Raw genomic sequence first — 18,428 nt, 5'->3', positions numbered from 1 at the left:
GTGAAAAGCACAGCGATCTCGTACGAACACATGTACCGGTTGAGTGACGTCCACGGGATCTTCGAACATGCCGAGTTCACTGAGCTCAGGCCGGAACACGGATACTGCCTCGACGACGTCGCTCGGGCGTTGATCGTCTGCGTGCGGGAACCCGACCCGACCGCGGAACTCACGATGGCTGCCCGGACCTACTTCCGGTTCGTCACGCGCGCCCAGTCGACGAATGGGCGGTTCCGCAACCGAATGTCGGCGACCCTGGCTTGGGAAGACGTGCCGAGCCTCAATGACCACTGGGGACGCGCACTCTGGGCGCTGGGAAGCGCTGTCAGTCGGGCGCCACATCTCACGTGGCATGCGCTCGAGCATTTCGAACGCGGTGTCCGCCTGCGGTCAGAACATACGCGCGCGATGGCCTTCGCGGGCCTTGGCGCTGCCGAGGTTCTCAAGGCGATCCCGCGTCACGCAGCTTCTCGCGCTTTGCTCATCAGCTGCGTCGAGCGAATCGGCTCGCCCGCAGAAAATGCCGCTTGGCGCTGGCCCGAACCACGGCTGACATATTCCAACGCCTCTCTGGCGGACGTGCTGATCGCGGCCGGGTCCGCACTCGGCGAGGACCAGGTGCTTCGCGATGGGATTTCGATGCTCGAGTGGTTGCTCGACGTCGAGACATCGGGCGACCACATCTCCGCGACTCCGGTCGGCGGCTGGCAGCTCGGCGAACCACGCCCGGCGTTCGACCAACAGCCGATCGAGGTCGCGGCACTTGCTGATGCGTGCGCCCGAGCGTTCGACGTGACGGGTGACTCGCGGTGGGCCGCAGCGGTGCTGCGATGTGAGAAGTGGTTCCTCGGCGCCAATGACTCCAGCGTTGCGTTGTTGGATCAGGCCAGCGGCGGTGGCTGCGACGGACTGCAACGCGAAGGCCGCAACGAGAACCAGGGCGCCGAGTCGACACTCGCCATGTTGTCGACGTTCCAACAAGCTCGCCGGATTCGACTGGTCGCGGGGTGACGAATCTCGTCCGGCGCTCGGACGTGGTCCTGTTTCCCAACCCACGCCGCGTGCTGGCGAGACTCTTCCTCCCTGGTCAAGAGCTTCACTATCAAGGTGTCTCCCGTGCGGACGCGATCATCGGCCGAGTTATGGTGATGTCGGATGAGCACGTTCGCACGACCTTGAAGTCGGTTCACTACCAGTTTTCTGGTCGACATCGGGATATCTCGGCGATCTTCAGCGACCATTTCGGGCTAGTCCGGCATCGCATCAAGGGTGCGTTGCCCGTCGGGCCTCGGGCGCAACTCATCGGAGCCTGTTTCACGCAGGAGTACGCCGTTGAAGCTGCGGCCCTGTTCAACCCGTCGATCGTTGCGCACCCAGATCAGTCAGATCTCCGGCCCGGCGAACTTCGCTTCGTCATGAGTCTCCGCGCGGTCGGCGAGGGGCATACCTCGAGCATCGAATTCCGCACCGGCGTGATCGGACCGGACGGTTCGCTGGACGTCGACGAACCTGCACCGTACCTGGAGGTGGGCCGATTCGGTCCTGCTCCCCTGTCGCGTGAACTCATTCGCGCGATGCTCGACGACGATACATCGTCGTATGTCTTGAGCTTGCTGCCCGCAGAATTCGATCTTTCCGTACTCGAATCGGCCCTGGCATCGGTAGGTCGTGACCGGCTGACACGCGCGAGCACGGATGCCCTGATCGACCGCATCCGCCAGATCGCAGCCGGCGGTTACCGACTCGAATTCGATACGGACATCCCGCTTTCAGCGCGGACGATCTTCCCCTCGACCGAGGGCGAATCGCACGGGATCGAAGACGCCCGTTTCGCCCGCTTTGTCGAAGACGACGGCACCATTTCCTACTACGCGACCTACACGGCGTTCGACGGCGAGCGCGTTTCGCCACGGCTCGTGCGCACGCACGACTTCACGACATTTGAAGTCTCCCAACTGGCCGGACAGTCAGCACAAGACAAGGGGATGGCCCTCTTTCCGCGAAGGATCGACGGCTCGTACTGGATGTTGTCCCGTTGGGATCGCGAGAACGTCAGCGTCGCTCGATCTGACGATCTGCGCATCTGGGGCGATGCGACAACGGTCCACCGTCCGACCGAGCCATGGGAAGTGATTCAACTCGGGAACTGTGGTTCACCTATCGAAACCGAAGCGGGGTGGCTGGTGCTGACCCACGGGGTCGGCGCGGTGCGCACCTATGCGATGGGGGCGATTCTGCTCGATCTCGCCGATCCGACTCGGGTTATCGGACGGCTCACCGAGCCACTGCTGATTCCCGAAGGCCGTGAACGCAACGGGTACGTGCCCAGCGTTGTCTACTCGTGCGGCGCGCTGATTCACGGTGACGTACTGGTCCTGCCTTACGGATGCAGCGACTCCGCAGTGCGATTTGGGTTTGTTGATGTGAAACGGCTGTTGGGCCGGATCCTGGGGTCGCCGAGCGATTGAAATCACGCAAATCGATGCCCGCCCTATGGCAGCGCCAGACAATCCGAGTATGTGTCTTCGGGTTACGGAGCGGACCGCCCTATGACTTCCGGGATACCGGTGTCGGTGTGGGTTCCCGTGCTGCTGACCGCGGCACTACTCCCGTTCGGCGGAGCGCTCACTGTCGCGGTCTCCGGCCGGTACGCGCGGGTTGACCGGTGGTGGCGGCTCGCTACTGGCGTCGGTTTGGTCCTGGCGCTGTGCGGCGGCACGGTCTGCGCTCTTGCCCTGCTCGACATCGGCCTGGGACGGCCCAAACCCTCGGTCACCCAGCCGCTTATCGCGCTGCTGTTCATCATTCTGCTCGTGGCCGGACCAATCGCGGTGCTCCGCATGCCGTCCCTGCGGCAAGCACTCGCCTCCCGCGCCGGGCTGACATTGCTGGCACTGACCCACCTGGTGCGAGTACTCGGCCTGGTGTTTCTCGTCCTACACTCCCGCGATCTGCTTCCCGCCCATTTCGCGTATCCAGCCGCCTGGGGTGACGTACTGGCTGCCGTGCTCGCACCGGCCGCCGCGTGGGCTGTCTGGTTCCATTACCCCGAAGTGCTGCGCCCCGGTTCACCTTGGCGCAAAGGAGTCATCGCGTTCAACGTCATCGGGCTTCTCGACCACGCCTACGCCATCGGCTCAGGCCTGGCGACCGCTCCGGGCATCTGGCAGCTGATCCACACCACCCCGACGACCGCCGTTTTCGCCGGACTCCCGATGGTGCTGTTTCCGGTGTTCCTGGTCCCGTATGCAGACCTGCTCCACGTGATCATGCTGATGCTCGTGCTCCGCCCCCATGCGGCGGACGCTGGACGGGCAAGCTGACGGCTCGAACTAGCCACATATGTTGATGTATATCAATTTACAAAATAGAGTGTTTCGAAGCACCTACCTTCCGGACCTCCCGGCAACTCCGGTGGTTGCGCACTGCCGACGACGAAGAACTGAACGAGACTTGAGGGGAACGGCGCTATGAAAGTAACCCTGAGCTTCGACAACGGGCCTACCGAAACCACGCGTGACGTTCTTGACGTTCTAGCCCAACGGGAAATTCGGGCGAGCTTCTTCGTCGTTGGTACCCAACTCGCCGAGCCCGGAATGCGCCGATACACCGAACGCGCCGCCGAAGAGGGGCATTGGATCGGAAACCATACGCTCACGCACACGGTTCAATTCGGCGACTCGGCCGACCCCGATCTGCCGCACCGCGAGATCGGCTCGGCCCAAGAACTCATCGGAGACCTCGCTCACCGAGACAAGCTGTTTCGCCCATTCGGCGGTGGCGGCATCCTCGACGGACGACTACTCAGCGCTCCAGCGATCGATTACCTACAGAATCACGCGTACACGTGTGTCCTGTGGAACTGCATTCCTCATGACTGGGATCGCCCCGACGACTGGGTAGAAGCGTGCTTGACCGATATCGCGACGCGACCGTGGAGCCTTGTCGTCATCCACGATCTTCCAACGGGCGCGATGACCCATTTGCCTCGCTTTCTCGATGCGCTGGAGAGTCTCGGCGCGGACGTCGCGCAAGACTTCCCCGAGTCGTGCGTGCCCGTCAGAAACGGCGTTGCCAGAGGCTCACTGGATCATCTGAGTACGCCGAAAGCCGTCAGTCGCGGACCGGAATAGCACCCCGAACGTGACGGTCATGCAGAGCGGAAAGCCCGTCGATCAATAAGTCCAAACCGAATGCAAATTCCTCCTCAAGCGAGGTCGGTTAGAACTCAGCCACTGCATGGGTGGCCTGGAACGCCAGCGGGTCGAGTGCAAGGAAGCTGCGCATCCGAACCCATCTGCCGCACCTTCGCGGGGCGCCATGCTGCTCGGACGGCCCCGTTTGGGTCCCCGAACTCTGCGAGCTCTTGGGATCACGTGCGTTCGCAGACACCTGACCAGCTGCGCTCATCTTGCGTATGGTGCTGTCCCAGTCGCACTCTCGCATCGAGGAGGCGCTGGGTGGCCAAACGCTCGACTAGTTCGGGCAAGCCCGCCATGGTCGCCATATCGAGATCGCGGCGACACCCTTCGACCACGGTGAGAACTTCGGCGAAGGTGACATCGGCGCCGAACCGGTCGTGCAGGCGCACGGCGACCTCAACTAACTGGCGAGTCACGTCCGAGACACCCTCGCGCCCGGCCATAACCCGAACTGGGGACGTTAAGCGAGAGGACCTCGACCAGCGCTGGGGTCGGGGAAGAGTGTCGAGGTTGCCGGTGTGCGAAGACGCGCTGTGGACAGCCATTGCTGCCGTTCCCTTTCTTCCAGTAGTTGTGCGTTGCGATGCTCAAGATCCAAGACCATCGCTATACCAGCGATGTTCAGTCCGTCAGCGAGCAACTCGGCGATGCGCCGCAACCGGTCCAGATCACTGGCGCTGTAACGACGAGTCCCACCCTGACTTCTCGCCGGATTGAGCAGACCCCGCGTCTCATACAGGCGCAGGGTCTGCACACCCATCCCGACCAGCTCAGCCGCCACCGAAATCCCGTAAACGCCCTGATCAGGGCCGGGGTCGGTGGCAGCCATCGGGATCTCCTATTTCTTCGACGTCAGACTCTTGCACCACTATATGGCCGGTGCTATAAAAAATCTACATCCAGTGAGATAGATCAGAGGCCTAGAGAGTCGATCCAAGAGGGTGGACAGGGTTTCCGATCGACACCACCGGAACGACAACCCAATACACAAGAAGGAGTACTTGGAGGTGGCCACGATGCTCATGCGTACCGACCCGTTCCGCGAACTCGACCGCCTGACCCAACAGTTTTTCGGCCCCGACGGCACTCTGGCCCGTCCGTCGGCGATGCCGCTCGATGCCTGGCGCGAGGGCGAGACGTTCATCGTCGAATTCGACCTACCCGGGATGTCGAGGGACTCGATCGATCTCGACGTCGAACGCAACGTCGTCACCGTCAAGGCCGAACGGCCACCCCGGGATCAGAGCACCGAGATGCTCGCCGCCGAACGCCCCCGCGGCGTGTTCAGCCGTCAGTTGGTTCTCGGTGAGAACCTCGACACCAGCCGCATCGAGGCCAGTTACGACAATGGCGTCCTCACCATGCGCATCCCGGTCGCCGAACAGGCCAAGCCCCGCAAAATCAGCATCAACGGCGCCAGCGAGAAACAGGCCATCAACGCCTGACCCGCGGACGGTGGTAACCATGGCGAGCTCGACCAGTTCCCGCAGTGAAACCGAGGAGTTCTACGACCTCGTCGCCTCGGACCCAGACCTGCTGCACCTTGAGTTTGAGGCCCTCATCGCCGCCGAATGGCCCGACCAGCCACCACCGCCAGGTCCGGCACCGCGACTGCGGCCACGACGGCCACCGTTGAGCCGCGGTCGATCATGGCCCATCGGCGGTGAGACACGATCGCCAGCGCACCGGCTGCCCCGATCCATGGAGCCGTACCCCCGCTCACCGCCACGACACGCCACGCACCGGACCGAGAGAAAGGAGGACCGATACCAGTAGCCAACCAGAAAAGGTCCCGAATGACGCTCTTCTACCGGGGCGTGACCTCCCCGAGTGGCCCATCCTGTCGATAGTTGGCGCGAACCGATTCCACGCGCACCGCCCATGTCGGGCACATCACGACGGGCCGACCAAGGGGCGGCACGCCCCCCATTTCTTTCATCAGTTCTCACCTTCCACCACCGCGTTGACAACCCTCCCGGATCATCATGGCGACCTTGCCCGACCCCTACGCCACACTCGGAGTCGACCGCGACGCCACCGCGGCCGACATCAAACATGCGTACCGGGTTCTCGTCCGCACACACCACCCCGACGTCGCCGGCGACGCTGTGACGAAAAATGGTCCAACGCTTCTACAGATCTATTGCGCCTACGCCCTGCTGAGCGACTCGCAGAATCGAGCACGCTACGACCAGCAACACCCCGCCCCTCGGCGCGACGAGCCGTCGGCATCTTCTAGCGGTACACCGCCGATACGATTCGGCCCCGTCCACTGGACACCATCACGTTCTCGATAACGACAGCACCTCGCGGTAGTTGGTCAGGCCCCGCGGGAGATCAGACCGGCAACCACCATGTCAGCGATGAACTCCGCATGCCGAAGCACGACGGCCGGATCGACCGGGTCAGAGGGCTCGAGGTGTCGTGCGAGCGGAATGAGACTGAAGGGCGCCGTCCCGCCATGCGCCACAAGGAAATGCAGGGACCGGATGTCCGCCATTGTCAGCACGCCACGATCAACGAACACCTTCAGCGGTGCGGTGATCGCGGAGAAGAGCGGGTCGACATGCATCTCGTAGAGGTACGCAAGCCGAGGGCTTTCCGCTGCGGCTTCAACGGTGATGAGTCTGAAAATGTCGGGATGCCTCGAGTGCAGCTGGAGGAATCGCACAATCGTCGCGCGGACAGCAGCAAGTAGATCGACCTGAGCGAGGTTTGCCAGCTCGTCATCGAAGAGCATGTGCTGCTCGATCTCGCCAAACGCCCAGTCGACGGCCGCATTCCAGAGGCCTTCTTTCGAACCGAACCGCTGGTGGATCAGATTGTGACTGACTCCCAACTCTCGGTTGAGGGCAGCTACTGACGTTCCGTCGAAGCCGCTCTTTGCGAACACATGAAATGCCGCCGACAAGATCTCCCGGAGAGACGCCGGCGATTCGGCGGCAGGTGGTCGTCCTCGTCGTGCAGCAGGCATGAAAATCATCCTACCAATATGTTGACGGTCATCAAGTTTTATGATTAATTGATAGTCATCAATTTAATGCGTTGCTGCGTCGCCCGGCTGGCTCCGACGCACGGTGGTGGCCAAGCCCGCCGAAAGGACTTGAAACAGAATGAAACTCGCGAATCTTGACGGACGTGCCGTCGCGCTCGTCGACGGCGGCGTCGTCGACCTCGCCAAGGCATCCGACGGATACCTCCCGAGCGAGCCGGATGAGGCCATCGCGCGACTCGCAGACGTGAAATCGTGGTTCGCTGACCACGGGCCCGAGCCGACCTCAGACGGAAGCGAAGGCGAGTTCCTGAGCGATCTGTCCCGCCTCGGTCCGCCGGTCACCTCCCCACGACAGATCTTCGCCGTCGGCCTCAACTACGTCGACCATGGCACCGAAACCGGACTGGCAATCCCGGACGAGCCTTTGGTTTTCACGAAGTTCGCTTCGTCGATCGCCGGCCCCGGAGACCCGATCGCCCTGCCGACTGAGACCTGCGACTGGGAAGTCGAACTCGTGGCGGTCGTGGGTACCTGTGGACGCGACATTCCGGCACGGAATGCGTTCGATCACCTCGCCGGCTTCTGCATCGGCCAGGACATCTCCGAGCGTCGATCACAGATGGCCGGGTCCCCGCCTCAGTTCAGCCTCGCCAAGAGCCACCGCGGCTTCACCCCAATCGGGCCCTGGCTGACGACCACGGACGAGCTTGATGCAAACGACCTCGCGATCTCGACCCGAATCGACAACGAGACGGTTCAGTCCGCGCGCACGAGCGACATGGTCTTCGACATCGCAACCCTCGTGAGCCACCTGTCGGGAATCTGTGAACTGTTCCCCGGCGACCTCATCTTCACCGGCACTCCGTCCGGTGTCGGCTTCTCCCGCACGCCCGCTCGCTTCCTGGCGCCCGGCAATGTCCTGCACTCCTACATCGAGGGCCTGGGCGAGCTCCGCAACCCCTGCATCGGAAAGGAGACCGTTCGATGACCATCGTCCTCTCGCTGATCCTCGCGGCCGTCTTCCTCGCCACGGGCTTGATGAAGACGTTCAATTCCGAGACCGCACAAAAGAATGCAACACATCTCGGGCTCGCGACACGACAGAGCCGCCTCATCGGAGTCGTCGAACTCGCAGCCAGCGTCGCACTCGTCGCGGGCCTCGCCTGGCCACCGCTGACCATCGCGACAGCCGCGGGAACCAGCCTTCTGATGTTCGGAGCCATTGGGTCACACCTTCGAGTCCGTGACTCGATCACCGCGATGCTGCCCGCGCTCGTCGTGCTCATCGGGGCCCTCGCACTGCTGGCGATCAGCGTTCTGCAGTAACGCCCGAAGCCAGAGAAACACCACCCATTCCGTCCCCACATCCCACCAAGGAACGACCATGTCTCAGCAGCAGCCCACATCCGTACACCCGGAACTCCCACCCATGGCCTTCGACACCGTCATCGGCAGCGGCGGCAAAGAACTCTTCCTCCGCCGCTATGACAATCCCAATGCCGAATACGTGCTTGTTCTCGTGCACGGCACGGCCGGACACAGCGAGGTCTACCACGAATTCGCCGAGCACTACCGCTCCACCTACCCAGCAGCGATCTGGGCATTCGACCTCACCGGACATGGCCACACCCCCGGTCCACGCGGAGTATTCACCTTCGAGGATTTCCTCGAAGACACGCGACTTGTCGCCGAGGCAGCCGAGCGAACCGGCATCCCCGTCGTGCTGCACGGCTCGAGTCAAGGCGGAGAGATCGCCTTCCACGCGATGGAGCGAACGCCCGGCATCGCCGGCGCCGTCTGCATGGACATCCTTCTCAGCGACGAAGTACCGATGAACGCCGCTGTGAAGGCCATGCAGTCGCCCCTCGTCAACCGACTCATCGACGCCGTTGGCGACCGAGTGCACGTGCCGTTGCGTCGGGTCATCGACTTCGGCGCCGCGTACCAGGAAGACCCCGACCTGCTCGGAAAGAAACTCGCCGACCCGTTCTATGTCTGGTCGTATGGCCTCAAGAGCTATCAGTCGGTGTTCACGTACAAGCCGACAATTCCGGCAAAGTCCAACACCACGCCGGTTCTGGTCACCTGCGGCGGCAACGACGAGATCCTCGACCCCGCTCACATCCGTGAATGCTTCGAACGAATCGGCGGACCCAAGGACCTGTTCGTACTGCCCGGCGGCGGACACCAGCTCATGATTTTCGAGACCGAGGTCTACAGCAAGGTCATCAATTCCTGGATTCAGGAACGCGCCCTGGGCGGAGCGTCCTCTTGGACGGCCCCCATCGACGAAGAGGAACAGGTCTTTTACGACTTCCTCGCCCGGGAAACCAAGAACGGTCAAGCCGGCGGAGAGCCGCAGTACGACTACTCGATTCTCGACAAGGCCCTGACGAAGATCTCGAACGGCACCATCGAGCGCGGCGTGCGGTACTTCTCGCAATCGCAGTCAGTCGATCAATGGCGGTTCACCGGGGAGTTGGTCAGCAAGATCGACTACGCCGCGTGGGACTTCCTGCACGACTACCTGCCCAAGAAGGCACCCTCCGAGAAGCCTCGAATGGCGATCGTCGGATGCGGAGCCGGACACAGCATCGTCGGTTTGCGCCAGCGCTGGCCCGAGCTGAACAACTGGGAGATCGACGGCTTCGACGTCGACTTCAAGGCCATCCGAGCCGGTCGCCGCAACCTCGAAGGCGTGCCCGGCGTTCGACTCTTCGTCGGCGATGTACGGAACCCAGGTGTCTTCGACGCAGAGGGGTACGACCTCATCTACATGCACGGAATCTTCGACCACTGCACCGAACACCGCACGATTCTCGAAAGTGCCTATAACTCACTGCGACCGGGCGGGCGCTACATGTACGTCACCCCCGACCGCAACCCGTACACCTGGGCATCCTTCGTCACCGTCGGACCGCTGTACGTCTTCGGAATGCACATGTCGATCCACGATTTCCGCCGCTTCCCCAGGCCACAGGAACTGTTCTCACTCCTCACCGATGTCGGGTTCCACCTGGTGTCGAAGAAGGACGATCCCGGCAAGCCCGCAGTAGCCGGCCTCGAGTACGCAAACCGCATGAACCCACTTTCGGTCGTGAAGTCCGTCCGAAACCGCGACCTCAGCGACGTCAAACTCGAGCACACGCAGCCGCGGAGCTGGATCGGTGGCGGATACCTCGGTGAGTACGTGGGCGTAGCCGAAAAGCTGGCTCACTAAGCGTGTCTCAAGACTCGACCGACCAAGCAACACCAGGAGTCACCGTGGAGCCCACCGCAAACAAAGAACGCCCGGACCTGACAGATGGCGCTCGACTCGCCCACCGACCCACCGCAGCACAGGTGAACCTCGTTCGAGCCGTTCTGACGCCGTGGCGTCTGGCGACGTCGCCCCACTTCGAAGGCCTCGAGAACATCCCGACTGACGGGCCGGTTCTGCTCGTGGGAAACCACACGCTTTACGGGTTGCTCGACGTTCCCCTCATGGCCGACGAGATCTACCGGAGCCGAGGGCGGTTCGTTCGCGGACTCGCCGAGAACGCCCACTACAAGGTGCCCGGCTGGCGTGACGTGCTGATGGCCGCAGGTGCGGTACGCGGTACGCGCGACAACTGTCGATCGCTGCTCGCCGCCGGCGAGGCCGTGATGGTCTTTCCCGGCGGCGGACGCGAAGTCGCCAAGCGCAAGGACGAGCAGTACCGGCTCCTGTGGAAAGAGCGAATGGGATTCGCCCGCATGGCAATCGAAGCAGGCTGTCCGATCGTCCCCTTCGCGTCAGTCGGAATCGAAGACAACTTCGACATCGTGATCGACGCGGACCATCACGCGCTGACCCCGATCCGGGACGCGTTGCAGAAGGTCGGGGTCAATTGGGATCTTGTCCCACCCGTCGCAACCGGTCTTGGCCCGACGCCATTGCCCCGGATGGAGCGGTTGTACTTCTCTTTTGCCGAACCCATTGACACCACACGATGGGCCGGGCTCCACAACGACGACACCGCGCTCAGAGATGTCCGCGACCGCACGCGAACCGCGGTCGAGGACCACATCGCATCTCTGCAGGCCAAGCAAGAAGCTGACCCGAGTCGCGAGTTGCTCGCGCGCGCCCGGTTCCGATTCGGACTCAGCTAACGTGACGGGGCGAATTGTCTGTAGAAACAAGCCGGGCCAGAACGAAAAACGTTCTGGCCCAAACCTTTTCAATTTGTGGAGCTGAGGGGAATCGAACCCCTGACCTCTTCGATGCGAACGAAGCGCGCTACCAACTGTGCTACAGCCCCATGCCCTTGCGGGCATCGAAACTCTAGCAGGTTCGCCGCCCCGTGATCGAATCCAGGGCGGGCCTGTCGTCACCCAACGCAATCGGGCAGGATTCTCCGCGGCTATCGCGGAGAATCCTGCCCGATCGACTGAGTCGTACTACTCGCCGGCCGCGCGTCGCATTGGACGCTCCTGCATGAGGTCCATCGCACTGCGGACTGTGGCGAGGTGCTCGAAAGCGGGGTCTTCGTCGTCGAGTTCGAGAACGACGGGGGCTCGTCGGACGCCGGCACGACCTGCACCGGCGTCCTTGTTAGGGTCCAGGCGGCCCCGGGCGAACCGCTCCGAGCGACGGCGGCGGATCTCGGTCTCCAGGCTCACCTGACGGCGGAGGTAGACGAGGTAGCCCGCGAGCATGCCCACGACCGCACCCACGCCCCACCAGGCCTGATCGGTGACGAAGATCGAGACGCCGATCAGACCGACCATCGAGACGAGAAGCGCGAGAATCATCCGCTGGCGGAAGGCGAACTTCGCTTCGCGCGCGATCCGGTCTGCCTCGGGGTCGAATCCGCCGCGGCCCGGACGGTACCGGCGCTCGGCCGTTGCGACCGCCGAGTGCGTCCGCTCCTCAGAGGTGCGCCTCTGCGCCGGAGCTTCTGCTTCATGGGCCTGAACTTCGTGGGCTTGAACTTCGTGGACGTCATCCATCTCGGTGACGTCGTCCTGCTCCTCTTCGCTGCTCATCGGAACCTCCTTCGATTCGCCGATTAGCGAGCCTTCCAAGTCCTCCGGTGACGGGGACCAGTCCGGGTCGACCGAGTGCCCCGTCGCCGGACCACCCTTACGACGACGCTTCGAGCCGCCACGGATCAAGACGCGCGTCGCAAGCGCAGCGTCAGTGGTCCGGCGAATGCGTGGGTGTTTGTCCGCCAGTATCGGGAAGAGGACAAAGAGCCACAACGCTACGAGACCGGCCCACAACAATGAGTTCGGCAACGTGCCTGGCCTCCTGCTCAACCAACCAATGCGGAAAACACCCGCTGTTATCGCAGAAGGGTAACGGGATCCAGGTGCCACATCCGGTAAGCGCGCCGTTCGTCAGGCGTGGTTCGCGCGACCTTCATTGATGAGGCGCTGCACGACCGATGTCTGCAGCTCTTCGACGGTGATCGCCACGAGCTGATGGTCCCGCCACTCGCCGTCGACGTTGAGGTAGCGCTTGAGCAGTCCCTCTTCGCGGAATCCGACGTGCCGAAGCACCGCCTGGCTCGCGTGATTCTCTGGACGGACGGTCGCTTCGACCCGGTGCAGCCCCACGGCGCCGAAGCAATGATCGAGGCCGAGCGCCAGGGCCGCGGTGGCCACGCCTTGTCCGACGCGCCCCTTCGTCACCCAGTAACCGATCCACCCCGACCGCAGCGCACCGCGCACGATGTTGCCGACCGTGATCTGGCCGGCGAACTGCCCGTCGACCTCGATGACCATCGGAATCATGTGGCCCTTGCGAGCTTCCGACTTCAGACTCGACCACAGTGCGGGCCAATTGGCGATGTGATGCCGATACTCCCAGGTCTCCACACCGGCAGGCTCCCAGGGCTGGAGGTGATCCCGGTCCGCGGTCCGGAGGCGGCTCCAGGCTCCCCCATCGCGCAGCCGGATCGGGCGCAACGTCACGACCCCACCGGGCACCTGCAGCGGCCCGAGTTTGGCGGGCCAGCCGGGGTGGACGGTGTAGCGCTGAACTTGGGTCGTCATGCGGGTCAGGCGCGCTGGGCCAGGAAGGAGACCTCGACCAGGTCGCCTTGCGGAACCTCGACCACGTCCGGACCCATGACAACCAGGCAGTTGGCCTCGGCGAGCGTCGTGAGCAGGTACGGCGAGCCGTTGTGACCTCCGGTCAGCGGCTTGACGATGAACTCTCCGTTGCTCTCGTCGCGCAGGAGCTGAGCGCGCTGGTAACCGGTGCGATCCGGTACCGACGCCATCGCCGCCACGGTCCGCGCTTTGACGATGCGGCGACCCGGCTGCGGGCGACCGAGGGCGGCGCGGATGAGCGGCCGGATGATCACCTCGAAGATGATCAGTGCACTCACCGGGTTCGACGGAAGGAGGAAGGTCGGCACGTCGTCGCGACCGAGCTTTCCGAAGCCCTGGATCGAACCGGGCTGCATCGCGACCCGGGCGATCTCCACCTTGCCGAGCTCGCCGAGGGCCTCGCTCAACTTTGCTCCCGACGATCCGCCGAGGGCGCCCGAGATGATGACGAGTTCCGAGCGGATCAGCTGGCCCTCGACGACATCGCGCAGCGCACGCGCATCACCGCCCACGATGCCGACGCGGTTGACCTCGGCTCCGGCGTCGCGCGCGGCAGCAGCCAAGGCGTACGAGTTGATGTCGTAGACCTGGCCCGGTCCCGGGGTCCGTCCGATGTCGACGAGTTCTTCGCCGACGGAAATGATCGAAAGGCGGGGACGCGGATGCACGAGCACCTTGTCCTTGCCGAGTGCGGCGAGCAGCCCGACCTGAGCCGCCCCGATCAACTGGCCCGGACGCACCGCCACATCGCCGCGACGGACGTCGTCGCCGGTCCGTTTGACGAAGTCTCCGGAGCGCACGGACTGGTAGACGCGGACACGCGTGCGTCCGTCGTCACTGAACTCGAGCGGGAGCACCGCGTCGGCCAGCGTCGGCATTGGCGCGCCGGTCTCGATCCGGACCGCCTGCCGGGGCTGAAGACGCTTCGGCTGACGCGAACCGGCCGCAATGTCACCCACCACCGGCAAGATGACATCGCTCGGCGAACCGGCCGGACGCGGGCCGCCGGAGGCACTCGAGACATCGACACTGCGGACGGCATAGCCATCGATCGCAGCCTGATCGAACGCCGGCATCGCCTTGTCGGCCGTGATCTCCTCGGCACACAACAATCCCTGAGCTTCGGTGATCGCCACGCGCACTGGGCGAGGCGCGACTGCAGCAGCCATCACAAGTGCCTGCTGCTCCTCAACTGAGCGCATCCAGGCCCCCTTTTTGTCCGTCAGTCGTCTGATGCCAGCCGCGGCGCCCAGTCATCGCTGAGACGATGCTTGAGCCAGTCGCGAAGTCCCGGGCCATATTCCGGGGTGTCGAGTCCGAAATCGACGCACGCCCGAATGTATCCGCCCGGGTTTCCGAGGTCGTGCCTGGCCCCTCTGTGGATAACCACGTGGACCGGATGCCCCTCTTTGATGAGCAACGCGATGGCATCCGTCAGCTGGATTTCCCCGCCCGCTCCAGGCTGCACCCGCCGCAGCGCGTCGAAGATCGCACGGTCGAGCAAATACCGGCCGGCCGCAGCCAAGTTTGAGGGCGCCTGGTCCGCTGGTGGCTTCTCCACCATGCCGGTCACCTTCATGACGTTCGGATTGACCGCATCCGGAACGATTTCCACGGAGAAAACGCCATACGCGCTGACTTCCTCACGCGGCACCTCGATCGCACACAGCACCGAGCCACCGCGCTTCTTGCGGACGCGCGCCATGACCTCGAGAACCCCGCGCGGAGTCACGAGGTCGTCCGGCAGGAGCACGGCGAGACACGTCTCGTCATCGTCGAGCACTTGCTCGACCTGCGCGACAGCGTGACCGAGCCCGAGCGGTTGTTCCTGCACAACGGCTTCGACGTCGAGCAGGTCTGGAGCGACCTGAACCTTCTCGAGAAGCTTGAACTTGCCCTTCTCGCGAAGGTGACGTTCGAGCATGACGTCCTTGACGAAGTGGGCGACCACTCCGTCCTTGCCTGGCGCGGTAATGATGACGAGCCGTTCCGCACCGGACGCCGCAGCCTCGCCGGCGACGAGCTCGATGCCTGGGGTGTCCACCACCGGCAGAAGTTCCTTGGGAACCGTCTTCGTCGCAGGCAGGAATCGCGTGCCCATACCGGCGGCCGGAACGCATGCAGTCCTGAAGACGCGCTGTTCCCCCACGTTCAGCCTCCCGCTTGCATCCATGTCTCGACACCCTAATAGGTATTCCGAGCCGCGACCCGGCACGGCGCCTGAGCATATGGTGATCGACGTGTCTGTGCAGGGAAACGACCCGCTGATTTCGGCCAGTGCGGCCAAGCGAGTTCGCCGTCGCGAACTCAGTGCTCGGCGTCGAGCGGTTTCCCCAGCTCAGCGTGCCACGGATGCGCACGCGTTGGTGGCCGCAGTGGACATTCTCGACCTTGCCGATCGCGTCATCTGCGGCTATGTCCCGTGCGGCGCAGAACCGGGATCTCTCGATTTCGTCAACGCACTTGCGAGTGCAAGTTCACAACTGCTGCTCCCGGTCGTCACGGGCGCGAGTCCGCTCGATTGGTGCGCCTACACCGGCCCCGATTCGCTGGAGCCGGAGAAGTTCGGGTTACTCGAACCATCCGGGGAAAGACTCGGACCGGAGGCGATCTCGCGGGCCGACGTCATTCTGGTTCCCGCACTCGCCGTCGATCGCCGGGGCGTCCGGCTCGGGAGAGGCGGTGGGCACTATGACCGATCGCTGCCGTACGCACGTCCTGACGTGCGGCTCATCGCGGTCGTCCGCGACGAAGAGATCGTCGAGGCGTTGCCCGCCGAGGATCACGACATCCGCGTGAGCTGGGTGCTGACGCCGAGTGGGCTACATCACGTGGAATAACTCCACGATTACCGGCGTTTGCACTGTCAGCGGTAGAGTGCTACCACCCGACTCAGCCGGAGGAACCCGTGCCCACTTATTCATACGCGTGCACTGAATGTGACAACCGGTTCGACATCGTGCAGTCCTTCAGCGACGACACCTTGACCGTGTGCGACGACTGCAACGGCAAGCTTCGGAAGCTGTTCAATTCGGTAGGCATCGTCTTCAAGGGCAGCGGTTTCTACCGGACCGACAGCCGCTCGTCGAAGGCGGACACGATCGCCAAGTCCGACTCGTCGACCAGCACGTCCACGACGTCTACCAGCACCTCCACGGCGTCGAGCACGCCGGCCGCCAGCACCGCAAGCTAAGTCTTCGAATTATCCACAGGCCCTCACCGGAGGGCCTGTTCTGTCGTCTGTGCAGGGGGCGCGCGGCGATAGCGTCGCAAAGGTGAAGGACAGACTCGACCCCACTCCCCTGCAGCGAGTCGTCGAAGCCATCGCTTATCGACTGGCGAACATCCGTCGTCTGCGTCAGATGATCGCCGTCAGCCTGGCGCTCGCCGGATTGGGACTGCTGGCCATCGACGCCGTCGACCCCCACGACGAATCCGTCGTCGTCGCACTCCACGACCTTGCGCCTGGAGCGATTCTGACCTCGGACGATGTCGAACTTCGCGCACTGTCGGACGACGCTGTTCCCGACGGCGCCGTGCACGACCCAGCCCAGGTCATCGGCCGCGCGCTCGCCGGCGCAGCACGTGCCGGTGAGGTCCTGACCGACGTTCGAACTCTCGGTTCCCGACTGGCGGTCCTGGCGACCCACGATCCCGACTCTCGAATCGTCGGGGTACGCGTCGCCGACGCGGCGGTCGCCATGCTGTTGCAGGTCGGCGATCGAGTCGACGTGATCTCCAGCGACGAACTGTCCGGACCGAGACGCCTGGCGACCAACGCGGCCGTTGTCATGGCACCCAGCAAAGACCAGGTGAGCACCCGCGAGGGACCGATGGTGCTTTTGGCCGTTTCGTCCGGCACCGCCTTCGACGTGGCGAATGCTTCGCTGGCCGGACGGGTAACGGTCATCTTGAGTTGATCAGCCGGGTGGTGTGACTTCGACTACCATCCCCCGGGTAACCATGTGGCAACTCACACAGTTCAAAAACTCAGAAATGGAGCAGCAATGCTGAAGGGCTTCAAGGACTTCCTCCTCAAGGGCAACGTCGTTGACCTCGCGGTCGCGGTTGTCATGGGTACTGCCTTCACCGCGATCGTGACTGCCTTCACCAAGAGCATCATCCAGCCGCTGATCGCGGCCGCGGGTGGAGCGCAGAACGTCGGCCTCGGTGTCCAGCTGCTGGACAAGCAGCCGAACGACCCCACCTACGCCACGACCTTCATCGACCTTGGTGCCGTCATCACCGCTGCGATCAACTTCGTCATGGTCGCGTTCGTCCTGTACTTCATCCTCGTGCTGCCGATCACCAAGCTCAAGGAGCGCAAGAAGGTCGAAGGCGACGAGGCTGCCGCGCTGACCGAAGCAGACCTGCTGGTCGAGATCCGCGACCTGCTTGCCGCGAAGTCCTCGTAAGGGCTCAGATAAAGAAGGGCGGCCGATCATCGTGATCGGCCGCCCTTATTTGGCTCACTGCCAGTGCGGTGGAACGTCATTCCGGATGCGCTGCTCGTTTCCCGAGCTGCCCTCGGGATCCCGCTCATCCTGGGTCGTTCCGGGGAGGACGTCGCCGAAGATCTCCGCGATCTTTCGGCGCTGCGCTTCTCGACGCAGCAGCGCCTCCTGGTCTTGCGGTTCAGTCATCGATCTCCAGGTCGGACAATTCCTCGATCAGGTGCTTGGCCAGCGGAATCAGCGTCGCCATGCCGTCGCGGATCGCCGCGCGCGACGAGGCGAGGTTCACGACGAGCGTGCTCCCCGACGTTCCAACGAGGCCACGCGACAGTCCGGCATCCATCGCACCGGCGGACAGACCCGACGACCGGATCGCCTCTTCCACACCCGCAATCTGCCGGTCGAGCACGTCCGCGGTGGCTTCCGGGGTGACGTCGCGCGCCCCGACTCCCGTTCCGCCAACGGAGATCACCAGATCGACTCCACCGATGACAGCGGTGTTGAGCGCGTTCCGGATCTCCACCTCGTCCGACGACACGATCAGCGCGCCATCCACGATGAATCCACCTTCGGACAGCAGCTCGGTGACGAGCTTGCCAGTGGCGGTGCCGCCGGGGTCTCCATGGGCGGAGCGATCATCGACGATCACGACGAGTGCACGGCCCGCGACGGGGGCATCCATAGTCATAGCCAATACCG

Annotated in this window: 24 protein-coding genes and 1 tRNA gene; 14 read left to right on the top strand and 11 right to left on the bottom strand. The window is 63.6% G+C overall.

Going from position 1 to position 18,428, the window contains the following annotated elements; all coding sequences use genetic code 11:
• The 4 genes from F600_RS0102225 to F600_RS0102210 all read left to right on the top strand — a co-directional run bounded on the left by F600_RS0102225 (position 1) and on the right by F600_RS0102210 (position 4,133).
• A complete protein-coding gene (locus F600_RS0102225; RefSeq protein WP_245541455.1) occupies positions 1-1,011 on the top strand; it encodes a glycosyltransferase in 1,011 nt (336 codons plus the stop codon).
• Positions 1,008-2,468, top strand: coding sequence for a glycoside hydrolase family 130 protein (locus tag F600_RS0102220; RefSeq protein WP_018158950.1), 1,461 nt, complete (start codon positions 1,008-1,010; stop codon positions 2,466-2,468). The genes F600_RS0102225 and F600_RS0102220 overlap by 4 nt, the downstream gene beginning before the upstream one ends.
• Positions 2,469-2,549: 81 nt before the next feature.
• Positions 2,550-3,323: a hypothetical protein gene (locus F600_RS29995; protein WP_018158949.1), complete on the top strand. Its 774-nt coding sequence runs from the start codon at positions 2,550-2,552 to the stop codon at positions 3,321-3,323.
• 147 nt (positions 3,324-3,470) lie between these two features.
• On the top strand, positions 3,471-4,133 hold the full coding sequence (locus tag F600_RS0102210) for a polysaccharide deacetylase family protein (protein ID WP_018158948.1): 663 nt from the start codon (positions 3,471-3,473) through the stop codon (positions 4,131-4,133).
• 239 nt (positions 4,134-4,372) lie between these two features.
• Here F600_RS0102210 and F600_RS0102205 read toward each other — a convergent pair whose 3' ends face one another.
• Both F600_RS0102205 and F600_RS26475 read right to left on the bottom strand, forming a co-directional pair.
• Positions 4,373-4,618, bottom strand: coding sequence for a hypothetical protein (locus tag F600_RS0102205; RefSeq protein ID WP_156024370.1), 246 nt, complete (start codon positions 4,616-4,618; stop codon positions 4,373-4,375).
• Between the two features lie 44 nt (positions 4,619-4,662).
• Positions 4,663-5,031 (bottom strand): MerR family transcriptional regulator, encoded by a 369-nt coding sequence (locus tag F600_RS26475; RefSeq protein ID WP_018158946.1) that lies wholly within the window; start codon positions 5,029-5,031, stop codon positions 4,663-4,665.
• Positions 5,032-5,218: 187 nt separating this feature from the next.
• Here F600_RS26475 and F600_RS0102195 point away from each other — a divergent pair, with 187 nt between their 5' ends.
• Positions 5,219-5,647, top strand: coding sequence for an Hsp20/alpha crystallin family protein (locus F600_RS0102195; protein ID WP_026306078.1), 429 nt, complete (start codon positions 5,219-5,221; stop codon positions 5,645-5,647).
• 113 nt (positions 5,648-5,760) lie between these two features.
• Here F600_RS0102195 and F600_RS31450 read toward each other — a convergent pair whose 3' ends face one another.
• Complete coding sequence (locus tag F600_RS31450) at positions 5,761-5,931, bottom strand: hypothetical protein (protein WP_018158944.1); 171 nt, start codon at positions 5,929-5,931, stop codon at positions 5,761-5,763.
• Positions 5,932-6,187: 256 nt separating this feature from the next.
• On the opposite strand from F600_RS31450, the gene F600_RS30975 reads away from it, so the two are divergent.
• On the top strand, positions 6,188-6,499 hold the full coding sequence (locus F600_RS30975; RefSeq protein ID WP_081628666.1) for a DnaJ domain-containing protein: 312 nt from the start codon (positions 6,188-6,190) through the stop codon (positions 6,497-6,499).
• A 23-nt stretch (positions 6,500-6,522) separates the two neighbouring features.
• On the opposite strand, the gene F600_RS0102185 is transcribed toward F600_RS30975, so the two are convergent.
• A complete protein-coding gene (locus tag F600_RS0102185; protein WP_081628674.1) occupies positions 6,523-7,176 on the bottom strand; it encodes a TetR/AcrR family transcriptional regulator in 654 nt (217 codons plus the stop codon).
• Positions 7,177-7,315: 139 nt separating this feature from the next.
• Between F600_RS0102185 and F600_RS0102180 the strand changes: the two genes are divergently transcribed.
• Genes F600_RS0102180 through F600_RS0102165 form a run of 4 tightly spaced genes read left to right on the top strand, consistent with a single transcriptional unit; the run spans position 7,316 to position 11,328 of the window.
• Complete coding sequence (locus F600_RS0102180) at positions 7,316-8,185, top strand: fumarylacetoacetate hydrolase family protein (protein WP_018158942.1); 870 nt, start codon at positions 7,316-7,318, stop codon at positions 8,183-8,185.
• Positions 8,182-8,523, top strand: coding sequence for a DoxX family protein (locus F600_RS0102175; protein WP_018158941.1), 342 nt, complete (start codon positions 8,182-8,184; stop codon positions 8,521-8,523). Before F600_RS0102180 ends, F600_RS0102175 begins: the two co-directional genes overlap by 4 nt.
• Positions 8,524-8,581: 58 nt before the next feature.
• Complete coding sequence (locus F600_RS0102170; RefSeq protein WP_156024368.1) at positions 8,582-10,417, top strand: alpha/beta fold hydrolase; 1,836 nt, start codon at positions 8,582-8,584, stop codon at positions 10,415-10,417.
• Between the two features lie 44 nt (positions 10,418-10,461).
• Positions 10,462-11,328 carry a lysophospholipid acyltransferase family protein gene (locus tag F600_RS0102165; RefSeq protein WP_018158939.1) on the top strand — a complete coding sequence of 289 codons (867 nt, stop codon included), beginning with the start codon at positions 10,462-10,464 and terminating at the stop codon, positions 11,326-11,328.
• Between the two features lie 76 nt (positions 11,329-11,404).
• Here the strand turns inward: F600_RS0102165 and F600_RS0102160 are convergent.
• From F600_RS0102160 to F600_RS0102140, 5 genes are all read right to left on the bottom strand, one after another.
• Positions 11,405-11,477, bottom strand: a tRNA-Ala gene (locus F600_RS0102160).
• Between the two features lie 139 nt (positions 11,478-11,616).
• Positions 11,617-12,537: a divisome protein SepX/GlpR gene (gene sepX, locus F600_RS32600; RefSeq protein WP_342664555.1), complete on the bottom strand. Its 921-nt coding sequence runs from the start codon at positions 12,535-12,537 to the stop codon at positions 11,617-11,619.
• Positions 12,538-12,558: 21 nt separating this feature from the next.
• Positions 12,559-13,215, bottom strand: a complete 657-nt coding sequence (locus tag F600_RS0102150) for a GNAT family N-acetyltransferase (RefSeq protein ID WP_018158937.1) — start codon at positions 13,213-13,215, stop codon at positions 12,559-12,561.
• Between the two features lie 5 nt (positions 13,216-13,220).
• Entirely contained in the window at positions 13,221-14,477 is a 1,257-nt protein-coding gene (glp, locus tag F600_RS0102145; protein ID WP_026306076.1) for a molybdotransferase-like divisome protein Glp, read from the bottom strand.
• A 20-nt stretch (positions 14,478-14,497) separates the two neighbouring features.
• Complete coding sequence (locus F600_RS0102140; protein WP_051090717.1) at positions 14,498-15,448, bottom strand: UTP--glucose-1-phosphate uridylyltransferase; 951 nt, start codon at positions 15,446-15,448, stop codon at positions 14,498-14,500.
• Between the two features lie 67 nt (positions 15,449-15,515).
• Here F600_RS0102140 and F600_RS0102135 point away from each other — a divergent pair, with 67 nt between their 5' ends.
• The 4 genes from F600_RS0102135 (at position 15,516) to mscL (ending at position 17,690) form a co-directional block, all read left to right on the top strand.
• Positions 15,516-16,115 (top strand): 5-formyltetrahydrofolate cyclo-ligase, encoded by a 600-nt coding sequence (locus F600_RS0102135; protein ID WP_026306074.1) that lies wholly within the window; start codon positions 15,516-15,518, stop codon positions 16,113-16,115.
• Positions 16,116-16,183: 68 nt separating this feature from the next.
• Positions 16,184-16,468, top strand: coding sequence for an FmdB family zinc ribbon protein (locus F600_RS0102130; protein WP_026306073.1), 285 nt, complete (start codon positions 16,184-16,186; stop codon positions 16,466-16,468).
• Between the two features lie 82 nt (positions 16,469-16,550).
• Entirely contained in the window at positions 16,551-17,195 is a 645-nt protein-coding gene (locus tag F600_RS0102125; RefSeq protein ID WP_018158932.1) for an SAF domain-containing protein, read from the top strand.
• An 87-nt stretch (positions 17,196-17,282) separates the two neighbouring features.
• Positions 17,283-17,690, top strand: a complete 408-nt coding sequence (gene mscL / locus F600_RS0102120; protein ID WP_018158931.1) for a large conductance mechanosensitive channel protein MscL — start codon at positions 17,283-17,285, stop codon at positions 17,688-17,690.
• A 54-nt stretch (positions 17,691-17,744) separates the two neighbouring features.
• On the opposite strand, the gene F600_RS31965 is transcribed toward mscL, so the two are convergent.
• A complete protein-coding gene (locus F600_RS31965; RefSeq protein WP_018158930.1) occupies positions 17,745-17,918 on the bottom strand; it encodes a hypothetical protein in 174 nt (57 codons plus the stop codon).
• Positions 17,911-18,417 carry a MogA/MoaB family molybdenum cofactor biosynthesis protein gene (locus F600_RS0102110; RefSeq protein ID WP_026306071.1) on the bottom strand — a complete coding sequence of 169 codons (507 nt, stop codon included), beginning with the start codon at positions 18,415-18,417 and terminating at the stop codon, positions 17,911-17,913. Before F600_RS0102110 ends, F600_RS31965 begins: the two co-directional genes overlap by 8 nt.
• Between the last annotated feature and the right edge of the window lie 11 nt (positions 18,418-18,428).

This window comes from Smaragdicoccus niigatensis DSM 44881 = NBRC 103563 (assembly GCF_000380645.1).
Taxonomy (GTDB): domain Bacteria; phylum Actinomycetota; class Actinomycetes; order Mycobacteriales; family Mycobacteriaceae; genus Smaragdicoccus; species Smaragdicoccus niigatensis.
Note: the sequence above shows the minus strand (reverse complement) of the source record. Positions and strands in the feature narration are given on the sequence as shown.